The 20,516-nt window shown below is 53.1% G+C and carries 21 protein-coding genes; 12 read left to right on the forward strand and 9 right to left on the reverse strand.

The window, feature by feature from the left end:
- Positions 1-8: 8 nt before the first annotated feature.
- The 4 genes from EDF78_RS15155 (at position 9) to EDF78_RS15170 (ending at position 4,389) form a co-directional block, all read left to right on the forward strand.
- Positions 9-1,346, forward strand: a complete 1,338-nt coding sequence (locus EDF78_RS15155) for an LLM class flavin-dependent oxidoreductase (RefSeq protein WP_133823389.1) — start codon at positions 9-11, stop codon at positions 1,344-1,346.
- A 155-nt stretch (positions 1,347-1,501) separates the two neighbouring features.
- The gene (locus EDF78_RS15160) at positions 1,502-2,140 is read left to right on the forward strand and encodes a TetR/AcrR family transcriptional regulator (protein ID WP_229920955.1); all 639 of its coding nucleotides are present in this window, start codon (positions 1,502-1,504) and stop codon (positions 2,138-2,140) included.
- A 104-nt stretch (positions 2,141-2,244) separates the two neighbouring features.
- Positions 2,245-3,222 (forward strand): MDR family oxidoreductase, encoded by a 978-nt coding sequence (locus tag EDF78_RS15165; protein ID WP_131693333.1) that lies wholly within the window; start codon positions 2,245-2,247, stop codon positions 3,220-3,222.
- A gap of 195 nt (positions 3,223-3,417) precedes the next feature.
- Positions 3,418-4,389 carry a chemotaxis protein gene (locus EDF78_RS15170; RefSeq protein ID WP_133823390.1) on the forward strand — a complete coding sequence of 324 codons (972 nt, stop codon included), beginning with the start codon at positions 3,418-3,420 and terminating at the stop codon, positions 4,387-4,389.
- A 101-nt stretch (positions 4,390-4,490) separates the two neighbouring features.
- Here EDF78_RS15170 and EDF78_RS15175 read toward each other — a convergent pair whose 3' ends face one another.
- Positions 4,491-5,405, reverse strand: a complete 915-nt coding sequence (locus EDF78_RS15175) for a LysR family transcriptional regulator (RefSeq protein ID WP_133823391.1) — start codon at positions 5,403-5,405, stop codon at positions 4,491-4,493.
- A gap of 134 nt (positions 5,406-5,539) precedes the next feature.
- On the opposite strand from EDF78_RS15175, the gene EDF78_RS15180 reads away from it, so the two are divergent.
- Both EDF78_RS15180 and EDF78_RS15185 read left to right on the forward strand, forming a co-directional pair.
- Positions 5,540-5,827 (forward strand): DUF1330 domain-containing protein, encoded by a 288-nt coding sequence (locus EDF78_RS15180; RefSeq protein ID WP_133823392.1) that lies wholly within the window; start codon positions 5,540-5,542, stop codon positions 5,825-5,827.
- A 241-nt stretch (positions 5,828-6,068) separates the two neighbouring features.
- Complete coding sequence (locus tag EDF78_RS15185) at positions 6,069-6,689, forward strand: dTMP kinase (RefSeq protein ID WP_095925118.1); 621 nt, start codon at positions 6,069-6,071, stop codon at positions 6,687-6,689.
- Positions 6,690-6,916: 227 nt separating this feature from the next.
- Here the strand turns inward: EDF78_RS15185 and EDF78_RS15190 are convergent, their stop codons facing one another.
- The gene (locus EDF78_RS15190) at positions 6,917-7,801 is read right to left on the reverse strand and encodes an alpha/beta hydrolase (RefSeq protein ID WP_133823393.1); all 885 of its coding nucleotides are present in this window, start codon (positions 7,799-7,801) and stop codon (positions 6,917-6,919) included.
- Between the two features lie 102 nt (positions 7,802-7,903).
- Here EDF78_RS15190 and EDF78_RS15195 point away from each other — a divergent pair, with 102 nt between their 5' ends.
- Entirely contained in the window at positions 7,904-8,806 is a 903-nt protein-coding gene (locus tag EDF78_RS15195; protein ID WP_133823394.1) for a LysR family transcriptional regulator, read from the forward strand.
- 51 nt (positions 8,807-8,857) lie between these two features.
- Here EDF78_RS15195 and EDF78_RS25810 read toward each other — a convergent pair whose 3' ends face one another.
- Positions 8,858-9,046 carry a hypothetical protein gene (locus EDF78_RS25810; protein WP_243839457.1) on the reverse strand — a complete coding sequence of 63 codons (189 nt, stop codon included), beginning with the start codon at positions 9,044-9,046 and terminating at the stop codon, positions 8,858-8,860.
- A gap of 496 nt (positions 9,047-9,542) precedes the next feature.
- On the opposite strand from EDF78_RS25810, the gene EDF78_RS15205 reads away from it, so the two are divergent.
- From EDF78_RS15205 to EDF78_RS15220, 4 genes are all read left to right on the forward strand, one after another.
- Complete coding sequence (locus EDF78_RS15205) at positions 9,543-10,778, forward strand: MFS transporter (RefSeq protein ID WP_133823395.1); 1,236 nt, start codon at positions 9,543-9,545, stop codon at positions 10,776-10,778.
- A 16-nt stretch (positions 10,779-10,794) separates the two neighbouring features.
- Positions 10,795-11,859 (forward strand): sugar phosphate isomerase/epimerase, encoded by a 1,065-nt coding sequence (locus EDF78_RS15210; protein ID WP_133823396.1) that lies wholly within the window; start codon positions 10,795-10,797, stop codon positions 11,857-11,859.
- Positions 11,860-13,008, forward strand: a complete 1,149-nt coding sequence (locus tag EDF78_RS15215; protein WP_133823397.1) for a Gfo/Idh/MocA family oxidoreductase — start codon at positions 11,860-11,862, stop codon at positions 13,006-13,008.
- Positions 13,009-13,105: 97 nt separating this feature from the next.
- Positions 13,106-14,086, forward strand: a complete 981-nt coding sequence (locus tag EDF78_RS15220; RefSeq protein ID WP_095921712.1) for a LacI family DNA-binding transcriptional regulator — start codon at positions 13,106-13,108, stop codon at positions 14,084-14,086.
- An 8-nt stretch (positions 14,087-14,094) separates the two neighbouring features.
- Here EDF78_RS15220 and EDF78_RS15225 read toward each other — a convergent pair whose 3' ends face one another.
- The 3 genes from EDF78_RS15225 to istA all read right to left on the reverse strand — a co-directional run bounded on the left by EDF78_RS15225 (position 14,095) and on the right by istA (position 16,784).
- Entirely contained in the window at positions 14,095-14,934 is an 840-nt protein-coding gene (locus EDF78_RS15225) for a sugar phosphate isomerase/epimerase (RefSeq protein WP_095921713.1), read from the reverse strand.
- A 225-nt stretch (positions 14,935-15,159) separates the two neighbouring features.
- Complete coding sequence (gene istB, locus EDF78_RS15230) at positions 15,160-15,831, reverse strand: IS21-like element helper ATPase IstB (protein WP_243839462.1); 672 nt, start codon at positions 15,829-15,831, stop codon at positions 15,160-15,162.
- Positions 15,768-16,784, reverse strand: coding sequence for an IS21 family transposase (gene istA, locus EDF78_RS15235; RefSeq protein ID WP_208294479.1), 1,017 nt, complete (start codon positions 16,782-16,784; stop codon positions 15,768-15,770). The genes istB and istA overlap by 64 nt, the downstream gene beginning before the upstream one ends.
- 153 nt (positions 16,785-16,937) lie before the next feature.
- Between istA and EDF78_RS15240 the strand changes: the two genes are divergently transcribed.
- Positions 16,938-18,077: an MFS transporter gene (locus tag EDF78_RS15240; protein WP_243839458.1), complete on the forward strand. Its 1,140-nt coding sequence runs from the start codon at positions 16,938-16,940 to the stop codon at positions 18,075-18,077.
- 98 nt (positions 18,078-18,175) lie between these two features.
- Here the strand turns inward: EDF78_RS15240 and EDF78_RS15245 are convergent, their stop codons facing one another.
- The 3 genes from EDF78_RS15245 to EDF78_RS15250 all read right to left on the reverse strand — a co-directional run bounded on the left by EDF78_RS15245 (position 18,176) and on the right by EDF78_RS15250 (position 20,507).
- Positions 18,176-19,375: an MFS transporter gene (locus EDF78_RS15245; RefSeq protein WP_095921715.1), complete on the reverse strand. Its 1,200-nt coding sequence runs from the start codon at positions 19,373-19,375 to the stop codon at positions 18,176-18,178.
- Positions 19,376-19,436: 61 nt separating this feature from the next.
- Positions 19,437-19,658, reverse strand: a complete 222-nt coding sequence (locus EDF78_RS25605; protein WP_123902717.1) for a hypothetical protein — start codon at positions 19,656-19,658, stop codon at positions 19,437-19,439.
- 105 nt (positions 19,659-19,763) lie between these two features.
- Positions 19,764-20,507 (reverse strand): SDR family oxidoreductase, encoded by a 744-nt coding sequence (locus EDF78_RS15250; RefSeq protein WP_095921716.1) that lies wholly within the window; start codon positions 20,505-20,507, stop codon positions 19,764-19,766.
- Between the last annotated feature and the right edge of the window lie 9 nt (positions 20,508-20,516).

The following is a 20,516-nucleotide window of genomic DNA, read 5'->3' on the forward strand; positions in this document are numbered from 1 at the left end:
GAGATTTCATGAGCCATTCAAAAAGTATCAAGCTGGGTCTGATGTTGCACGGTGCAGGCGGGCACATGAATTCGTGGCGTCACGAAAAAGCGCCCGCGGATGCCAGTGTTAATTTCCCGTATTTCCGCGATCTGGCGCTGCGCGCGGAAGCCGCAGGTTTTGATTTCCTGTTTGTGGCCGACGGTCTGCATATCAATGAAAAATCGCTGCCGCATTTTCTTAACCGTTTCGAGCCGGTGGCGTTGTTGTCGGCGCTGGCGTCAGCGACGCACAGCATCGGGCTGGCGGGCACCATTTCGACCTCCTACAGCGATCCCTTTACCGTGGCGCGTCAGCTGGCATCCATCGACAATATCAGTCAGGGAAGGGCGGGCTGGAATGTGGTGACATCGCCGCTGGCCGGTTCAGCGAAAAACTTCGGTAAAGATCATCCTGAACACGCACTGCGTTATCAGATTGCCGAGGAGTACATCAACGTGGTGCAGGGGCTGTGGGATTCGTGGGAAGACGGCGCCTTTGTGCGGGATCGCGAAAGCGGCGTGTTCTTCGATGCCGCAAAGCTGCATAAACTCAATCATCAGGGACAGTTTTTCTCGGTGGAAGGGCCGCTGAATATTCAGCGTTCGCCGCAGGGACAGCCGGTGATTTTCCAGGCAGGCGCTTCAGATGCCGGGATCGCGCTGGCAGGTAAATCCGCCGATGCGGTGTTTACCAATGCCCGCTCACTGGAAGAAGCGCAGGAGTACGCGGCAAAATTACAGGCGCAGGTCAGCAAAAATGGCCGTCATCCGGTGGGCATCTTCCCCGGTATCAGCCCGATTGTCGGCAAAACCGAACAAGAAGCCGAGGCGAAATATCAGTATCTGCTGTCGCTGTTGTCACTGGACGATGCGCTGGCGTATCTCGGCCGTTTCTTCGACCACCACGATTTCAGCCAGTATCCGCCTGACGGCCCGTTCCCGGAACTGGGTGATCTGGGCCAAAACACCTTCCGCTCCACCACCGACAGCATCAAGAAACGGGCGCGGGAAGAGCACCTCACACTGCGGGAAGTGGCGTATCAGGCCACGTTACCGCGCGGCGAATTCTTCGGCACGCCGGAGCAGGTCGCCGACCGGCTGATCCGCTGGGTGGAAGAGGGCGGTGCCAGCGGATTCATCATCAGCGGCCCGGTGCTGACCGAGGCGCTGGACGACATTACCCGGCTGGTGTTACCGGTGCTGGCAGCACGCGGCTACTGGCATCCGTCGGAAGCCACGACGCTACGCGAGCGTTTAGATATTCCGTTCAAAACCAACCGTTACAGCGTGCAGGGATCCGTTCGCGAGGCGGTGAGCATAAAATAGTTACAACATACTTTAGCTTTTGTCTCAGCCCGCTCCGGTGACCCGGTGCGGGCTTTTTGTTTTGCAGGTTTTTATCGGCAGACACCGCGGCGGGGTTGCCTGTCTGAACAATTGGGCGTACGCTTTCCGCAATTAAAAAACGATCGGTCTAAATGATGAGTGAGACCCTTACAACTGATATCAGGCCCCGTCGCGGGCGTCCGCCAAGAACGGAACGCGAGTTCACGGATACCCGTGAGGCATTGATCCGTTCGGGTCTGGAAGTCATCACAGAAACGGGTTACCTGTCGGCGGGCATTGACACGGTGATCAAAAATATCGCGGTGCCGAAAGGCTCGTTTTATCACTATTTCAAAAGTAAGCAGGATTTCGGCATGGCCGTGCTGATGGCTTACGGATCGTTTTTCGCCCATAAACTCGATAAATTTCTGCTCAATACTGAGCTGCCGCCGCTGCAACGCATCGATGATTTTGTGGCGCATGCCGGGCAGGGAATGGCGAAGTTTGAATTCAGACGCGGCTGTCTGGTCGGCAATTTATTGCAGGAGTCCCCGCTGCTGCCGGACGATTTTCCGCAAACGCTGAAAGCCATTTTAGGCGAGTGGGAAATCCGCATCGCCGCGTGCCTGGAGGAAGCCCGGCAGACGGGAGATATCACCAGCACCACTCAGACCGCGCAACTGGCGCAGATATTCTGGTCCGGCTGGGAGGGGGCGGTGATGCGCGCAAAACTGTTCCGTTCTGCCGACCCGCTTAATCAGTTCTGGGCGTATTTCCGCCACAGCATTCAGTAATTTCTTACGCATAAATTCGAAAAACAGCACCTGCAATCATGACGTGAGTCATCGCATCACTCACGACAAAAACGTCAAACGCCTGAAATCATAAAGGGACAAAAATGAAAGCATTGGTTCTCGAGCAACAAGATAAGGCCACCCTGGCCGCCGTGAAAGACATCGCACTGCCGCAGATGGCGGAAGGCGACGTGCTGGTGGATATCAGCTGGTCAGGTCTGAATTATAAAGATGCGCTGGCAATCACCGGTCAGGGCAAAATCATCCGCCAGTTCCCGATGGTGCCGGGCATTGATTTCGCCGGCCACGTGAGCCACAGCAATGACCCGCGTTTTTCCGTCGGGCAATCTGTCATTCTGACCGGCTGGGGTGTGGGCGAAACGCACTGGGGCGGTCTGGCTGAGCAGGCCTGTGTTAAAGGCGACTGGCTGGTGGCATTGCCGGAAGGGCTGGCCGCACGTAACGCGATGATTATCGGCACAGCCGGTTTCACCGCCATGCTGTGCGTGATGGCGCTGGAAGAGGCGGGCGTCACGCCGGAAAGCGGCACGGTGCTGGTCACCGGTGCCAGCGGCGGCGTCGGCAGCACGGCAGTCGCGTTATTGCATACGCTCGGCTATACCGTGGCGGCGGTGACGGGTCGCGAATCGACTCATGATTACCTGCGTAAACTCGGTGCCAGCGAGATCCTCTCACGGGATGATTTTGCCGAAACCCGTCCGCTGGAAAAACAACTCTGGGCGGGGGCGGTGGATACCGTCGGGGATAAAGTGCTGGCGAAAGTGCTGGCACAAACCAACTACGGCGGCTGCGTGGCGGCCTGCGGTCTGGCGGGGGGCTTCAACCTGCCGACCACCGTGATGCCGTTTATTCTGCGTAATGTCCGGCTGCAGGGCGTGGATTCCGTTTCCGTGCCTGCGGAGCGCCGTGCGGCGGTCTGGGAACGTCTGCAGAACACGCTGCCGGAAAGTTTCTATCAGCAGGCAGCAACGGAAATTACGCTGGAACAGGCTCCGGCCGTTGCGGCGGATTTCCTCAGTAACAAAATTCAGGGGCGCACGCTGGTGAAAATCGGCGGCTGACCTGTTTCACCCGGTATCCTTCGCGATACCGGGATCTTTTCCCGTTCAATTTTTCCCCCGCTATAAAGAATTTCCCCTGACCAGCCGATAAATAAGCAGTCCCTCTGAGAAAAAAGAGAATGGAATTCCTTATTTTCCGAATGACGTACAGCGCAAACACAGTCAAAAACAAATAACAAAAGCCATGGGGAAAGTATGGATAATTTTCAGAAAGAAATTGATGAGAGAACTAATCTCACTTCATCAAACCGGTTTGAACTTTTGCTGTTCCGTCTGGGGACGTCGCCTGACGACGAGCAGTCTGAACTTTTTGGTATCAACGTCTTTAAATTGCGCGAAATCGTGCCGATGCCAACCCTGACCAAGGCTGCCGGAATGGCCTCGCCGATGATGGGCATGGCGAACATTCGTGGCGAAATTATTCCGGTCATCGACCTGCCTGCCGTCGTCGGCTGTGTGCCGAAAACCGGTCTGAATATCCTGCTGGTGACGGAGTACGCGCGCAGCACTCAGGCGTTTGCTGTGGAATCCGTTGACGACATCGTGCGTCTGGAATGGAGCCAGGTTCTGGCCGCCGAAGCCGGGGTGAAAAGCCGTAACATCACCAGTATTGCGCGTCTGGATACCGATAAATCCAGCACCCGTCTGGCGCTGGTGCTCGACGTGGAACAAATCCTCCATGACATTATTCCGAACAGCAATATCGACATGGATAAAAAGCGGACCAGCGCGTTTAAACTGAAACCGGGCACGGTGGCGATTGTCGCCGAGGATTCGAAAGTCGCCCGTCAGATGCTGGAAAAAGGTCTGAACATGATGGAGATCCCGGCGCAGATGCATGTGACGGGTCTGGAAGCCTGGAATAAAATCCGCAAACTGGCCGAAGAATGCAAAGCCGAAGGGATTCCGATTGCCGATAAAATCTCCTTCGTATTAACCGATCTGGAAATGCCGGAAATGGACGGCTTCACCCTGACGCTGAATATCAAGCGCGATGAATTCCTGAAAAATATTCCGGTGATTATTCACTCCTCATTATCCGGCAGCGCCAACGAAGATCACGTGCGCAAAGTCGGTGCCGACGGCTACGTGGCGAAGTTTGAAATCAACGAACTGGAAGCCGCCATCCATAAAGCGCTGGATGCGAAAAAAATCGCCCATGCCTGACAGGTGATGACGTGATAAACATAATATAGCCCGCCAGTGTGCGGGCTTTATTATTGACAGGTCATGACTCTACGGCCGGGTGGCGTTCCTGCCCGCAATCCTCACTGACACGAGTCAAAGTAAGGTTTCAGTACTTCTTCCGTCCAGCTCATAAAGGCTCTCACGCGCTGCGACAGATTGCGCCGGTGCGCAACGACGAAAGAGGCATTCAGCGGCCGGGGCCGCAGATGGGGAAGGACTTCAACCAATGTTCCCCGTTTTATATGGGGGAGGAGTGCGGAATAACCTCCCTGAATTAAGCCCAGCCCCGCAAGCCCCGCTTCATGGTAGGCGGGTACGCTGTTGACCGTCATCGTGCCGGGTAACATCAGCGATTTGTAACCCTCTGCGGACGGATATTCCCATCCGTCAGGTTTCGAACCGAAATTGCGCAGGTAATGCACCATCTTGTGTCCCTGATGAAGAAGGTCATCAAGCGTCTGAGGTACACCAAATCGTTCCAGATAGTCCGGACTCGCCGCATTGATCATGCGGAGTTGCCCCAGCGGCCGGGCAATCAGCGTCTCATCCACAAGGGGACCCAGACGAATTACGCAATCAAATCCTTCCAGAACCAGATCAACACGGCGGTCTGTACTGGAAAGCTCAAGTTCGAATTCCGGGTGAGCATTCAGCAGTTGTGGCAGTGCGGGGATAATGACGCTTTGTGCCAGAATAGCCGGCATATCAACACGTAAACGCCCGCGCAGTGACACGCCGCCATGGGAAAACATGGACTGCAATTCCTCTGCTTCCGCCAGCAGGTCGCGTGCGCGCGAATAAAAAATGCGGCCATCTTCTGTCAGTTGCACGTTTCGCGTGGTGCGGTGCAAAAGCGTCGCGCCTACCTCTTGCTCCAGCTCCCGCACCACCATTGAAGCGCGTCCTTTCTGAATTCCCAGACTTTCGGCTGCCAGCGTAAAGCTTTTCATTTCTGCCACGCGCACGAAAATAGTCAGTGCATCAAGATTTTTCATTGTTACTCATCCGGATAACAGTGCGTTCATTATTGGGGTGTTTATGCCTAATGTAATACGCAATAGACTGTCTTTACACCCTGTTTAGGTGCTTCACGCTGAAATACACCCCCGTTTACGAAGGATAAATAAAAATGAAAAAAGGTTATTTAATCGCTCATGTTAATGTTACGGATCCCGTTGTTTATGCGGAATATGCCAAAGCCGCCGGAGAGGCAATGCAGGAATTCAGTCCTGAGCTGATTGCCGGCACCGGTCAGTCAGAAAATCTGGAGGGCGAATCGTATGAAAGGCACGTCGTTTTTGAGTTTGCTTCCTTTGCCGAGGCAAAGCGTTTTTATGAGAGTCCCGGCTATCAGGCTGCCAGAGCAATCCGCGCAGGTGCTGTGACCGGAACCTTTGTATTAATTGAAGGCGTCTGATTTTATGTAAAGCAGGGTAGCGGTACATCGACACGCTGATTTCACCGATCATAACTACCCCTCAGCACTTGCCCGCTTAAATAACAGCCTTAACGCGGGCGTTTTCCGTTTTCCCGTCGGATCCCTTAAACTACGCCGCACAGCCCATTTAACATGGGCAATGACCCTAATTCGAAGGAAGTTAGATGCTTTTGCCAGATTTGAGCAATACAAAAACAGACTGTCACTCGTCATTTCAGGGATGAGTCGTCAGCTGTTTATTACTCTGGACGGCCCCAAGGGCGCCGGTAAAACCACCTTGCTGGAGGCCATTACGAAAGTACTAAGGGCCGATAACAAGAAGGTGATCCGGCTTAGCGAGAAAAAAAGCGATCCCTTCAGGGGGGAAACCATGGTTCTCGTGAATCAACTCGCCAGAAATCCCACGCTGGATCTGGAACGTGAAGTGTGTGAACGCTTTGCTGACAGTCGTGCCTGGATTTCCCGGCACGTGCTGACTAAACAGCCAGCGGACAGCATTATCCTGATGGACCGCTGGTACCCGTCTGATGCCGCGTTTCGCCGGATGGTGCCGTTTGCAGAGATTTTACAGCTTAACATTGAGCGAAACGTGCGAACGCCAGACCTGCATGTCGGGGTCGTGACTGCGCCTGAAATTTCGTGGGCAAGGGCCGCAGCCCGATCGCGTGGGCTGGGTAGTACGGTGATTCATCAGCTGGAGGAGCATGTCGCCTGTACCGTGGCGTTCGGGCGGGAAATCGCTGAGCACGGCTGGTTTATGTGCCGTAACGAAGGAACGATCGAAGAGGCAACCAGGCAGGTTGTTGCTGAGATTTACAGAGTCAGCGCATGTCGCCAGTAATGCCATGCGCTACCCGGGCCTGATCAGGCACCCAGAAAGAGAATCATAAATTCGGTTCTTTGCGAGATTGTGTCCACAGAACTCAGGAGTTCCCCCCGAGCCCGTAAACAAATCTGGCCTCTATTGCTTGATAAAAAAGCTAACACTGCCTGGCACTAAAGCCTGCCTGATGTCAGACCTTAGTGCTGAGTATGATGTTCATTTGGGGACCATCTGAATCACACAATTTAACGGTGCTGGCAAATAAATTCTGCTGCCGCATCCAATGCATGGCGCGATGCATCCAAACGAATATCACTTTGGAACACGTGATGCATTCCTTCATAGATATCCAGTTGCACCACACCCCCCAATTCTGCCGCTTTTTCCGCAAAGCGAATTGCGTCATCAAGCAATAGCTCCTCGCTTCCTACCTGAATCGCCAGCGGCGGCAGTGTGTCGAACCTGGCGAACAGTGGCGATGCACGTTCATCCTTAACCATACCGCCCTGCAGGTACTCAAGCGCAGCATCTTGCAAAATTGACGGCTGGAAAATAGGGTCACGCATCGAGGGATCATTGAAAGATGCGCCGCTAAATGTCAGATCGGTCCAGGGCGAAAACACCACCGCTGACCGGACCTTCTCCGCCAGCTGCGGATTTTGCATAGCCACCAGCGAGAGCGCTCCGCCAGCCGAATCACCAACCAACGCAATTTGGTTAACTCCGCTGTTTATCAACTCCATCAGCACTTCGTTCACCTTATCTGGTGCAGCAGGGAAGGGATGTTCCGGTGCCAGTGGATAATCCAATACAAAGGTTGAATAGCCGGTACGCACCGCTAACTGGCTGGCTAATCCACGATACGCCCGCGCACTTCCGAGCATATAGGCACCGCCATGAATAAAGACAATGACGCATTCGCTGCGGGTGGCTTGCGGGTGCAGCCAATATCCCGAGGCATCGTTTTGTTCGCAGTGCACACCTTCTGCCAGCGGCGTTTGCTCGCACATAGCGTCATAAAACTCGCGCATTGTCCCGGAAAAATTGTTTCGGAGGTCTTGTTGTTCAGCCAGGGATTGCACGACGTGCAGACGGTCATGCCCGGTTAATGGATGATGTGTTTTGTTCATGATGTTCTCACATATAGGGGGTGTGAGAAGACGTTAAACCATTCCAATTTCAGCAACCAGATGGCTTAATGGAATACCATCTATTCTATTTTGGACTACCTAATGGATCGACTTGATGCCATCCGGCTGTTTATGCGCGTAGTGGAGTGCGAGAGTTTCTCCGCAGCGGCCAAAGAAGAAGGTATTGGGCAATCTGCCGTCAGCAAACAAATCGCCGCGCTGGAGAACCAGTTCAACCATCAGTTGCTGAAACGTTCATCGCGCGGAATTGCATTGACCGACGCGGGTAAAGAGTTTTATGACGGCGCATTGCGTTTACTTGATGAGTACGACCAGTTGGAATCCAGCGTTAAATATGGCGCGGATGAAGCGGCGGGCACGTTGAGAATATCTGTCGCACCGGTTTTTGGCCGTTTCTATATCGTTCCACGCCTGCCTGCACTGTTTGAGCGCTATCCGGCGCTTAACATTGAACTGCGCGTCTCCGAACGACATATTGATTTGATTGAGGAGAATATCGACATCGCAATCCGCCACGGTGAATTGCAAGATTCTGCCTTAACACAACGCAAGCTTGCGGAAAGTCCTCTGATCACCGTAGGCAGTCCGGGCTATCTGGCCAGACACGGTGCTCCCAGCTCACCTGCTGAACTGGGCAATCACCAGTGCATTGTGTTTAATGGCGGCCGTGGCGTCCACCCGTGGCACTTCCTCGATGAACAAGGTAAGCCGATAATTCATATTCCGCAGGGGCGTTTTCGCAGCAACGATGGCGAACAGCAACGCGCCGCCGCCCTTTCCGGAATGGGCATCGCGCAAATTCCCGCATGGCTGGCTGGACCCGATTTAGCGTCTGGGGCATTGGTTCCCCTGTTGCGGGAGTTTACGAGAGGTGCGATGCCGGTGAGTGCGGTCTTTGCGACCAGGCAAATGGCGAACAGCAAAGTGCGGGTGTTTGTGGCGTATTTAATGGAGACCCTGAAGATAGATTTGCCGGAGTGGTGATAACCACTTTTTTTGCATCCAATCTGAGGAGCGAAGAATGAGGAGTGGAATTTAGCCGGTAGCGTCCGCTCCTCGCCCACATCCCACACCTGACGCCAAACAAAAAGCCCGCTTAAGTTTCCTTAAGCGGGCTTCTCTAAATTTGGCTCCTCTGACTGGGATCACCTTTGCCAGTAACTGGCTAATAAATAAGCTAAACCTGAAATCCCTTTCTGTCAAGACCACCAGAATGACCACCAATAGTTGCGGGTTCCATAAATCTGGTATGAGCGTTCCGCAGCATGAGTGGACATGACTATTTTACTCTCTGAAAATGAAGCGTAATTAGAGGTAACGTCAAAGGTATTATCCTATGTGAAACTGTGTGCAAAGAGATTTAACTGTCGGCTGAACTCACAGCTCATAGCGGACCTGATGACCATCCAGCCTGTCCGCTGCGTGCCAGAGCGGGCGTTTCGAACTTCAGCCTATGTTAATAGGTGGGGAGCAGGTCAACTCTTAGTCGACTACCACTCCGCAAATATTAAAAGATAATTTTGTGCAAGTTTATGGCCGCAAACTGCAATTTATTTTCTAAGTAATTTGTCCCTCAAGCACCTTTTGAACAGATTTGGCGGAAACCGCACTGAAATGGATCTTCAAAAATGTGATCCATTTAAAATTTAGTTTTTTTGTAATCGATTACATTTTGTTTTAATGAAATGTAATCGATTACTTTCTTGGAGAAAGTTTACTTATGTCTACTTCACAACGTTTTGACGTCGTCATTCCGCAGCACCGGCTTTTGGTTCCCCGGCTGTCGCTGATGATGTTTATGCAGTTCTTTATCTGGGGCAGTTGGTCGGTCACGCTCGGGCTGGTGATGACTCAGCACAATATGTCGCTGCTGATCGGTGATGCGTTTTCAGCGGGGCCCATCGCGTCGATTCTGTCTCCTTTCGTGCTGGGAATGCTGGTCGATCGTTTCTTTCCTTCACAAAAAGTGATGGCGGTGATGAACATGCTGGGTGCGGTGATCCTGTGGTTTGTTCCCGCAGCACTGGTGGCGGAGAACGGCGCACTGCTGATTGCACTGCTGTTCGGTTACACGCTGTGCTTTATGCCCACGCTGGCGCTGTCGAACAACATCGCGTTTCACAGCCTGGCCAGGAGTGACAAAAGTTTCCCGGTGGTGCGGGTGTTCGGCACCATCGGCTGGATAGTGGCGGGCATATTTATTGGCGTCACCGGCATTTCGTCCAGCACCACCATCTTCTCTCTGGCGGCGGTCTGCTCGGTGGCGCTGGCTATTTACAGCCTGACGCTGCCGCATACCCCGGCGCCGGCTAAAGGTCTGCCATTTCAGCTACGCGATCTGTTCTGCGCCGATGCCTTCGCGCTGCTGAAAATCCGCCACTTCTTTATCTTCTCGTTGTGCGCCACGCTGATTTCAATTCCCCTTGGCACTTATTACGCCTATACGGCCTCATGGCTGGTGGACGCGGGCGTAGAGAACGTCAGCACCGTGATGTCGTTTGGCCAGATGTCCGAAATCTTCTTCATGCTGGTGATCCCGCTGCTGTTCCGACGCCTCGGCGTCAAATACATGCTGCTGGCCGGAATGTGCGCCTGGTTTATCCGTTACGCGCTGTTTGCGTTGGGTATGGGTGACGAAAGCCGCGCGCTGATCTACCTCGGCATTTTGCTGCACGGCGTCTGCTATGACTTCTTCTTTGTCGTGGGCTTTATCTATACCGATCGCATTGCCGGCGACAAGGTGAAAGGACAGGCGCAGAGCATGATCGTGATGTTCACCTATGGCATTGGCATGCTGCTGGGCTCGCAAATCTCAGGTGTGCTTTACAACAGCCTGGTTGCCGGCCACGGCACCGCGCAGAACTGGGCAATTTTCTGGTGGATCCCCGCCGTTGCGGCGGCGGCGATCGCTTTACTTTTCCTCTTCACCTTTAAATATCGGGATGAAGCGGCTTAATTAACTGGAGGTAAACGTGAAAACGTTAAAAGGACCCGGGATTTTTCTGTCGCAGTTTATCGGGCAACAGACGCCCTTTAATACGCTGGACGGGCTGGCACAATGGGCATCCGCGCTGGGCTATAAGGCGCTGCAGATACCCTGTAACCACCCGTCGATTTTCGACCTTGAACGCGCTGCAACCAGCCAGACCTATTGCGATGAGGTGACAGGGGTGCTGGCCAGCTACGGTCTGGTGGTGAGTGAACTGTCTACCCATCTTGAAGGCCAGCTGATCGCGGTGCATCCGGCGCACGATCTGGCCTTCGACAGCTTTGCCCCGGCACAGGTGCGTGGTGACAATGCAAAACGCACCGCCTGGGCGATTAACACCGTAAAGCTGGCCGCCGCGGCTTCGGCGAAGCTGGGGCTCAGTGCCCATGCGACCTTCTCAGGTTCACTGGCCTGGCCGTATCTCTATCCGTGGCCACAGCATAATCCTGCGCTACTGGAGGAAGCGTTTGAGGAACTGGCGCGACGCTGGCAGCCGGTGCTGGATGAATTCGATAGTCATGGCGTGGATGTCTGCTACGAAATTCATCCGGGCGAAGACCTACATGATGGCGTGACTTTTGAACGTTTTCTGGCGCGGGTGAATAATCATCCGCGCTGCAATATCCTGTTTGATCCCAGCCATCTGCATCTGCAGCACATTGATTATCTGCAGTTTATCGATATCTACCACTCACGCATCAAGGCCTTCCACGTCAAGGACGCGGAATATCTGCCAAACGGTCGCAGCGGCGTGTATGGCGGTTATCAGCGCTGGCTTGATCGCGCCGGACGTTTCCGGTCACCGGGCGATGGTCAGATCGATTTCAAAGGTATTTTCAGCAAGCTGGCACAGTACGATTACGGCGGCTGGGCAGTACTGGAGTGGGAATGCTGCTTAAAAGACAGCGAAACAGGCGCGCGCGAAGGGGCCGAATTTATCCAGCGTCACATTATTCCGGTGGCCGATCGTGCGTTTGATGACTTTGCCGCTCAGGAGGGCGACCACGCCAGCGTACGCGCGCAGCTTGGTCTGGACAGGGGAGCTTAGATGATCAATGTCGGCATTATTGGCACCGGATTTATTGGTCCGGCGCATATTGAAGCCTTGCGTCGCCTTGGCAATATTCAGGTCGTTGCGATTTGTGATTCCACTCAGACGGCAGCAGAAACGCGCGCCACTGAACTCAACGTGCCTCACGCATACAGCGACGTCGCGGCATTTTTACAACATGTTGGGCTGGATGCGGTTCACAACTGTACTCCAAACCATCTGCACGCAGAAATTAACCGGCAGATCCTGCGCGCCGGCAAGCATGTGTTTTCTGAGAAGCCGCTGTGCATGACGATGGAGGAAGCCCGTGAGCTGGTCGAACTTGCCGAAAAAGCGGGGGTGGTTCATGGCGTCAGCTTTGTTTATCGCCAGTTCGCCATGGTACAGCAGGCCGCCAGCATGATGCGTTACAAGCAACTGGGCCGGTTGTTCTCGGCGCAGGGTAGCTATCTGCAGGACTGGATGCTGGAAGAGACTGATTACAACTGGCGCGTTGATGCCGGAAAAGGAGGCGCTTCCCGCGCCGTGGCGGATATCGGCTCGCACTGGTGCGACACCATTCAGTTCGTCACCGGCCGGAAAATCGTCGAGGTGATGGCCGATTTGTCGATCGTCTGGCCCACGCGTAAAGCCAGCCTGAATACGTCGGCAACCTTTGGGGCGCAGCAAGAAGAAATGCAGTACGAATCCCGCGACGTGACCACGGAAGATATGGGCTTTGTGCTGTTCCGCTTCGATGATGGCAGCAAAGGCAGCTTTAGCGTTTCGCAGGTTTCAGCCGGGCGCAAAAACCGTCTTAGTCTCGAGGTGAACGGCAGCCTGAGTTCATTAGCCTGGGATCAGGAAATACCGCAGCAGCTTTGGCTTGGGCATCGTCACAAGGCCAATCAGCTGTTGTCCGACGATCCTTCGCTGATGAACCCGGAGGTGGCGGCACGGGCACGTTTTCCCGGCGGGCACATTGAGGGATGGCCAGATGCTTTCCGTAATATGATGCAGCAGTTCTATCAGGCGGTGGAGCAGGGCAAACCGGCCTCGCCAGGATTGTCGTTTGCCACCTTCAGCGACGGCGCGCAGGTGATGGCGATTGTCGATGCGATCCTGAAAAGCCATCAGCAGCAGCGATGGGTGCGCGTCAGTAACTGAAGCCTGGCTCGGTCGGCAGACGCCGGCCGGGCTAACTTATTGTGCAGACAGATTTATGGTAACCTGCGTGTCATCTGACTGAGCAAGAGTTGCTACCATGTCCATCCAAAAAATCGCCCGTTTAGCGGGCGTTTCTGTCGCGACGGTCTCGCGGGTGTTAAACAACAGCGACAGCGTTAAAGACAAAAATCGCGAGAGAGTGCTCGAGGCGATCAGACAAAGCAATTACCAGCCCAACCTGCTGGCGCGGCAGTTACGCACCTCACGCAGCTCAATGATTCTGGTACTAGTCTCAGACATATCCAACCCGTTCTGCGCCGATGTGGTGAAAGGCATTGAAGAACAGGCCGAAAAAAATGGCTACCGTATTCTGCTGTGTAACTCCGGCTCCAGTATTGAACGTTCACGCTCCAGCCTGCAGTTGCTGGCAGGCAAAATGGTGGATGGCATTATCACCATGGACGCCTTCAGTAAACTTCCCGAACTGACCCAGTTAATTGGCGAGACCCCATGGGTGCAGTGCGCCGAGTATGCGGATGCGGGCGAGGTTTCCTGTGTTGGCATTGATGATGCTGATGCGTCGCAGGCAGTGGTGCGTTATCTCAGTGGAAAGGGTCGTCAGCGCATTGCGCTGATCAACCACGACCTCAGTTATAAATATGCGCAGCTGCGGCAGACAGGCTATACACGTCAGTTGGAAACCAGCAAACAGGCCTGGCAGGCGATAACCTATGCCAGCGAACTGAGTTTTAGCGCCGGCAAGCTGGCTATGGAAGAATTGCTGGCGGCAGAAGAACGTCCGGATGCGGTATTTGCCGTTTCGGACACGCTGGCAGCAGGGGCGATGTCGGCCATTCAGCAGGCGGGGTTGCGGGTGCCGGAAGATATCGCGGTGGCTGGATTCGATGGCACCGAACTGGCCGAAATGGTTTCACCGCCGCTGACCACCATCGTGCAGCCGTCGAAGGACATTGGCCGCCAGGCGTTCAGCCTGTTACTGCAGAAAATTGAACATCCTGAGTCACCCGCGCAGCGGATAATGATGAGCTGGCACTTAACGGAACGCGCCAGCGCATAAGTCCGTCATCAGTGACTGAGTGCCGCCCGTAAGTTGCGCAGGGAGGTGGTGATAATGCTCCAGGGATCGTTCGGTTTGTCGTGCTCGATGATGAACCATTTCACGCCGCTGGCTTTCGCTGCCGGCAGAATGGTCTGCCAGTCCAGTAACCCTTCGCCTAAAGGCGCAAAGTTCATTTCATCATCGCGGATACCAATTGCGGCGTTATCCTTGGCATGGATGGCATAAATCCTGCCGGGATATTCTTTCAAAAAACGCACCGGATCCTGGCCACCACGCGATACCCAGGCAGCATCCATTTCCAGCTTCAGGTTCTCGGGCTGGGTGTGATTCATGATAATTTCAAGTGCCGTCACGCCATCATATTTTTTCATCTCAAAGTTGTGGTTGTGATAACCCAACTGCATGCCGTCTTTGCGCAATTTTGCGCCGAGCCGATCCAGACGTTTGGCATAATCAATCCAGCCCTGGCTATCGGTTGGGCGGTCTTCCGCTTCAATCCACGGCACGATGAGGGTTTTATTACCCACCGCTTTATTAAAGGCAAGGGTCTGGGCGTAGGCGCTTTCCAGGGCGGACAGCTGAACGTGCGCCGAGGTCACCTTTAACTGATTTTTTGCCAGCAGCGCCTGCATTTGCTTCGCGCTCAGGTCGTGTGTGCCGACAATTTCGACATTTTTGAAACCCGCTTCGTGCGCCATGGCGAACTGTTTATCCGCCGAACCCACGTTGCGCAGGGTATACATTTGCAAAGCAATGTCATTATCAGCCTCAGCCGCCGCGACAGGGCAGGAGGTGAGCGCGACGGAAGCAAACAGCAATGAACTGGCCAGTATTCGAGTAAACATAAGGTCTCCGGATGATGAAAAGTAATCGATTACAAAGCTACGACAAAAAGTAATCGATTACTTTATAATTGTGCTGACTTTTGCGAAAATGTGATGGACCTCAAATCGGGGACGGCATTCATCTTATTCGGGTGATTTACAGCCAGTCAGGTATTTTAACACTAAAAGAGAGACACTCTTGAAGAGGTATGATTTTGCATAATCTGACGAACAATGCCTTAGGTGTCAATCAGCGTTGAATTTTGAGCAGCAAACAGCGTCCAATATTGAGCAGGGTTCAGGCCGTTTTTTTCGTGATTTAAACCGGTATGAGTCATTCCCCGTTTCCAGAATTTCACAGTGATGCGTTACCTGGTCCAGCAGCGCCGTTGTCATCTTCGCATCCCCGAACACGCTCACCCATTCGCCAAAGCTCAGGTTCGTCGTGATGATCAGTGAGCTCTTTTCGTACAGCTGACTTATCAGGTGGAACAACAGGGCCCCGCCTGAACCAGGGAAAGGGAGGTAGCCCAGTTCATCCAGGATCACCGCATCTACCGCCATCAGCTGTCGGGCCAGATTGCCTGCTTTTCCCGCCTGTTTCTCTTTTTCTAATTGGTTGACCAGATCCACCGCGTTATAAAAGCGAACACGATTTCCCTGTTCCACCGCCGCAACGCCTAGCGCCGTCGCCAGATGGGTTTTGCCCGTTCCTGTGCCACCCACCAAAATCAGATTGTGTGCTGACTCCAGATATCCTCCTGCCGCCAATTGAGCGATGTGTTCCGCTAGCAACGGACTTTCCTGCCATTCGAAGTTCGTCAGATCACGGTGATGTGGGAAACGAGCCGATTTCATCTGATACCTGCCCACGCGGCCGGTACGCTGTAGCGGTTGCGGTCTATCGTGATTAAGCAGGTGCTGGAGACGCGCAGAAGCTGTTCTACATAGCTGTCGAACGGCATAGATACCGGGTTTAAGGCCGGTCGTTCATCGCGCATCGCGGCGGCGATAGTTTCTGCCCGCTGTGGATGGCGACGTGATGCAAGTTCGGCACAGCGTTGAGCTAACCAGGCATTAAGCCCGGCAAAATCATCAAAATGAGGCGTTGGGGTAAACAGCCACTCACGGATATTGCCCACCTGATTTTCAATCTGACCCTTTTCCCAACCCGATGCCGGAGTACAGGCCACGGGCTCGAACAAATAATGGTTCGCCAGCGTCATGAAACGGCCGTTGAAGCGGCGTGATTTACCGGCAAATACGGTCTGGACGACGGTTTTGAGATTGTCGTAAATCATCTGGCGGGGAACCCCGCCGAAGAAAGAAAAGGCTTTTACATGGGCGTCGAGCACCATTTCCTGGGTTTCACGGGGATAAGCAATGACAAACATCTGACGGCTATAGGCCAGGCGGAAATGAGCTAATTTAATGGTGTGGGAAACGCCGCTGAGAACAACATATTCATAGCTCCAGTCAAACTGTCCGACCTCTCCGGGTGCAAAAGAAAGCGGAATAAAAGCCTGGGTCAGTTTACTGGGGTTGCGGCTTGCCTTGTAGATTTTGACATGTCGCTGGATGCTGTCGTAAGCCCCGTGATAGCCCTCATTTTGCAGTCCTTCGAATAATCGGCGCGAAGTCCGCCGCCGGGGTTTAGGCAGGAGTTGGTCATGTTCTAACCATTTTCCCAGGATATCGAGGAAAGGACCTAACTGTGGTTTGTGTTGGTATTGCCGCTGGTAGCGGGGTTCATGGGCGGCACTAATATATTTTTTGACGGTATTACGAGAAAGGTTGAGAGATCGGGCAATAGCACTGATGCTTTCGCCGTTGACGAGATGACGACGACGGATCTTGGCGATAGTTTCCATGATAAGCATTCCAGGTTACTCCCCCAAAAAGGAGGAGTGTGACACGCACCCGGGGTGGTCATAATTGGGCGCTGATCACCCCGGAAACCTGCTCACTTTTGCACGCTGTTTTACACCTTAGGTTCTGACGCAGCACGTTGGGCCATTTTTGCTTTGGCGCTGGGCGGGTTTGGCATCGGTACAGGTGAGTTCATTATCATGGGGCTTCTGCCCGGGGTTGCAGAGTCACTTAATATCTCTGAGCCGCAGGCCGGTAACACAATCGCCAGTTATGCGCTGGGCGTGGTAGTCGGTGCACCAGTAATTGCAGTTCTGGCGGCCCGGATGGCACGGAAAAAACTTCTACTCTGCTTGATGGCGATGTTTTTCATTGGCAACACCGTCAGTGCATTTTCGGGCAGTTACTATCAATTGATTGGTGCCCGTTTCCTGACAGGATTACCGCACGGTGCCTTCTTCGGTGTGGCTTCTCTGGTTGCCGCCTCGCTGGTAACGCCAGAAAAACGCGGCAGGGCGTTGAGCGCTTTAATGCTCGGACTGACTATTGCCACGTTGGTGGGTGTACCGCTGGGATCCTGGATAGGGCAGGTGTTTAACTGGCACGTGGTGTTCGGTTTTGTTGGCGCCATTGGCTTGCTGACCTGTGTATTGATAATGCGTTTTGTCCCGATGACGCCAAACGACAGTGATGCCCATCCTTTACGTGAACTGAAAGCCCTGAAGAACAGCCAGGTTCTGCTGACATTGCTTGTGGGAGCCATTGGATTTGGCGGAATGTTTGCGGTCTTTAGCTATATCGCACCAACACTTATTAACGTGGCGGGTATGCCTGCGAGATTGATCCCATGGGCCATGGCGGCCTTTGGTCTGGGCATGATATCAGGCAATCTGGTTGGCGGACGCCTGGCGGAGAAGACAGTACTTAAGGTAATAGGGTGGACGTTGCTATGGAACATTCTAATCATGGCTGCTTTCCCTCTGCTGGCCACGCATGTTGCGACAGGGATGATTGCCACATTCCTGATTGGCACCTCATCCATTTTACTGCCGTCATTACAAATACGCCTGATGGATGTTGCCAATGATTCGCAAACGCTGGCCGCCGCGATGAACCATTCCGCCCTGAACATTGCCAATGCGATGGGCGCCTGGCTGGGAGGTCTGGCGGTATCTTCAGGCTTCGGTTGGATCTCAACGGCCTATGTTGGCGTTATGTTGGGTATTACCGGTCTGGTCGTCTATACCTTTACTGTCTGGCACGCGCTTAGGCCACAAGCTTGCAATGAATTCTAGTGGCAGTAAGGGCTCAAAGATATATTGTCTGCGTTGTACTTCAGCAAAGCTGATTTAACATTTAAAAATGTGCCCGATGCAAACCGGGCACGCATCCTCTAAACAAATCTTTTCCGACCTGCCTGCCATGCAAAATAAGCCTGAAAGAACGAAATCATAAGCATGCACACGAGTGTGGAACTCCATGAGCGGGTATGACTATGCAATATGCCTGCGAGATATGGCCCCAGAGCACCAATCAGATAGCCAATGCACTGCGCCTTTCCAGACAACTGCACTGCCTGGCTGTGTTCCCGGGCTCTCAGCCCAAAGAGCGTCAGACAGGTGACCATGGACATCCCCGCTCCGATGCCTGCAAGGACGAGCCATAACGATGAATCTTCAGGCATAATCAGGAGCCCAGCAACGCCGAAGGAAATGAACAATGAGCATAACAGCCCCAGGAAACGCTGATCTCTCAGACGGGCAATAAATACGGAAGTGGAAAGATTGGCAACGACAGCAACGGCCTGATAGATGAATAGATGGAAACCTGCAGCAGATGAGCTAACACCGTGTTCACTGGCTATAGAGGGATACCAGTCAATGAGCGTATAAAAGACCATAGTCTGCATAGCCATGAACATTGAAACCTGCCATGCCACAATGCTTTTCCAAATGGATCCCGTACCCTTCACCACAGTTTTTGCGGTTGAATCAGCCTTTTTATCCGCTCGTGTACTTACTTTCATCCACACTAACAAAGCAATGGCTGCAGGTATCACCCAGATGCCAATTGACAGCCTCCAGGTCGCATTGCTGAGTTCTGAAAGGGGAGCAGCGATCCCGCTCGATAGCGCTGCTGTCAAAGCCATGGTGGCAGCATATAGCCCTATGCAGCGCGCGGCATTATCCAGGAAATCCCGCTTGATTAATGGCACAACCAGGACATTAGCAAAGGCTATCCCCAGACCGATAAGAAGTGTCCCAATCCATAACCCCATTACTCCGAAGCATACACGCGTAATACATCCCAGCGTGATCAAGGCAATCGCAGAGAGAAGAGCTTTCTCAAGGCCTGTTCTGCGAGTGAGCATGGCGGCAAAAGGGGAGCCAAGACCAAAAATGAGTAACGGGAGCGCGTTTAGTAATCCAGTGTAACCACCTGAAAAATTAAACGAGGCCGCAATTTCATGAATAACAGGGCCCAGCGCGGTTATTGGCGCTCTCAGGTTAGAGGCTATAAGCAGGATACCAATGAAGGTCAGTGAAAAAAGGGTGTTTTTTGCTACGAGGCTTTTATCCGATAATACAGGCATGTTGCATCAACCAAATAAATACGATGTTTTAAAATGATCGTAATTTATGCGTTGGTTGACGTTAACGCTTACGCAATTCAGAGAACCTGAAATGTCTGAGGCGCACATTACCTAAGCCTTTTCTTGCTGTCAATATACGCATCAGCAATTGGAGTTTGATCCAATAATTAAAGCCGCTAATGGTTATGGAGTGCTGCCGGCAACACTCTTGTTTGGTCAAGCCGCTGCGTTGCCAGGCATCGAGATGTTGCTGTCGTTCAATAAAGGAAAAACGTTTTGCCATTGTTTATCTCACACCGATTTTATGGCGTGAGATCAGCATGCTGGCAGGGAATGTCTTTCACAAGGCGAGGTGCCCGGTTGGTTACATATCTGTTACAGATCACGCTTAAGCATTTATTCCACCATCAACGGCTAAGCCAACACCCGTAATATGTTTTGCGCCCGGCCCTGCCAGGAAAATGACAGCATTTGCGACATCTTCAGTGGCTCCAAAGTGGCCCAAGGCCGTGAGTAGACGCTGGTTCTCAGAATTTTCACCATCCGCTGGATTCATATCGGTGTCTGTTGGTCCTGGGTTGACCAGATTCACGGTTATTCCGCGAGGTCCAAGATCGCGGGCTAGTCCTCTTGTCAGCGAGGTTAATGCGGATTTGGTCATTGAATAAATACTCAGTCCTGGCCCCGGAACTCGTTCTGCCTGACAACTGCCTATATTTATAATTCGTCCACCATCTTTCATGATCGCCAACGCCGACTGGGTAGCTAACACTACTGATCGTATGTTCACATTAAGAATATGGTTAAGCTCATCCAACTTTACCTCTTCAAAAGGGCCATGAATGATGACTCCTGCATTGTTGACCAGAATATCCAGTCCGCCAAGAAAAGTGGCAGCCTGTATCACTGAATTTTGCACAGCTTCAGGGTCGGCACTGTCTGCTGCAATGGCCACTGCTCGTTGTCCTTTTGCTTCAATCTCTCTGACAACTTCCTGGGCCTTTTCCCTCGAATTCTGAAAAGTGATGGCGACATCAGCGCCAGCATCGGCAAATGACTCGGCAATCGCTTTCCCAATGCCGCGGCTGGCACCTGTAACTAAAACTCGTTTACCCGTCAGTGAATTTGACATGCTTTACTC

Source organism: Rahnella sp. BIGb0236 (genome assembly GCF_004364755.1).
Taxonomy (GTDB): Bacteria; Pseudomonadota; Gammaproteobacteria; order Enterobacterales; family Enterobacteriaceae; genus Rahnella; species Rahnella victoriana.

What these genes read in the sequence shown, in the direction of transcription:
- istA (WP_208294479.1), bottom strand. Translation starts at nt 16,784, where the DNA reads ATGGAAACTATCGCCAAGATCCGTCGTCGTCATCTCGTCAACGGCGAA.
- EDF78_RS15180 (WP_133823392.1), top strand. Translation starts at nt 5,540, where the DNA reads ATGAAAAAAGGTTATTTAATCGCTCATGTTAATGTTACGGATCCCGTT.
- EDF78_RS15225 (WP_095921713.1), bottom strand. Translation starts at nt 14,934, where the DNA reads ATGTTTACTCGAATACTGGCCAGTTCATTGCTGTTTGCTTCCGTCGCG.
- EDF78_RS25605 (WP_123902717.1), bottom strand. Translation starts at nt 19,658, where the DNA reads ATGGCAAAACGTTTTTCCTTTATTGAACGACAGCAACATCTCGATGCC.
- EDF78_RS15165 (WP_131693333.1), top strand. Translation starts at nt 2,245, where the DNA reads ATGAAAGCATTGGTTCTCGAGCAACAAGATAAGGCCACCCTGGCCGCC.
- EDF78_RS15220 (WP_095921712.1), top strand. Translation starts at nt 13,106, where the DNA reads ATGTCCATCCAAAAAATCGCCCGTTTAGCGGGCGTTTCTGTCGCGACG.
- EDF78_RS15170 (WP_133823390.1), top strand. Translation starts at nt 3,418, where the DNA reads ATGGATAATTTTCAGAAAGAAATTGATGAGAGAACTAATCTCACTTCA.
- EDF78_RS15215 (WP_133823397.1), top strand. Translation starts at nt 11,860, where the DNA reads ATGATCAATGTCGGCATTATTGGCACCGGATTTATTGGTCCGGCGCAT.
- EDF78_RS15195 (WP_133823394.1), top strand. Translation starts at nt 7,904, where the DNA reads ATGGATCGACTTGATGCCATCCGGCTGTTTATGCGCGTAGTGGAGTGC.
- EDF78_RS15185 (WP_095925118.1), top strand. Translation starts at nt 6,069, where the DNA reads ATGAGTCGTCAGCTGTTTATTACTCTGGACGGCCCCAAGGGCGCCGGT.
- EDF78_RS15190 (WP_133823393.1), bottom strand. Translation starts at nt 7,801, where the DNA reads ATGAACAAAACACATCATCCATTAACCGGGCATGACCGTCTGCACGTC.
- EDF78_RS15160 (WP_229920955.1), top strand. Translation starts at nt 1,502, where the DNA reads ATGAGTGAGACCCTTACAACTGATATCAGGCCCCGTCGCGGGCGTCCG.
- EDF78_RS15205 (WP_133823395.1), top strand. Translation starts at nt 9,543, where the DNA reads ATGTCTACTTCACAACGTTTTGACGTCGTCATTCCGCAGCACCGGCTT.
- EDF78_RS15245 (WP_095921715.1), bottom strand. Translation starts at nt 19,375, where the DNA reads ATGCCTGTATTATCGGATAAAAGCCTCGTAGCAAAAAACACCCTTTTT.
- EDF78_RS15175 (WP_133823391.1), bottom strand. Translation starts at nt 5,405, where the DNA reads ATGAAAAATCTTGATGCACTGACTATTTTCGTGCGCGTGGCAGAAATG.
- EDF78_RS15155 (WP_133823389.1), top strand. Translation starts at nt 9, where the DNA reads ATGAGCCATTCAAAAAGTATCAAGCTGGGTCTGATGTTGCACGGTGCA.
- EDF78_RS15250 (WP_095921716.1), bottom strand. Translation starts at nt 20,507, where the DNA reads ATGTCAAATTCACTGACGGGTAAACGAGTTTTAGTTACAGGTGCCAGC.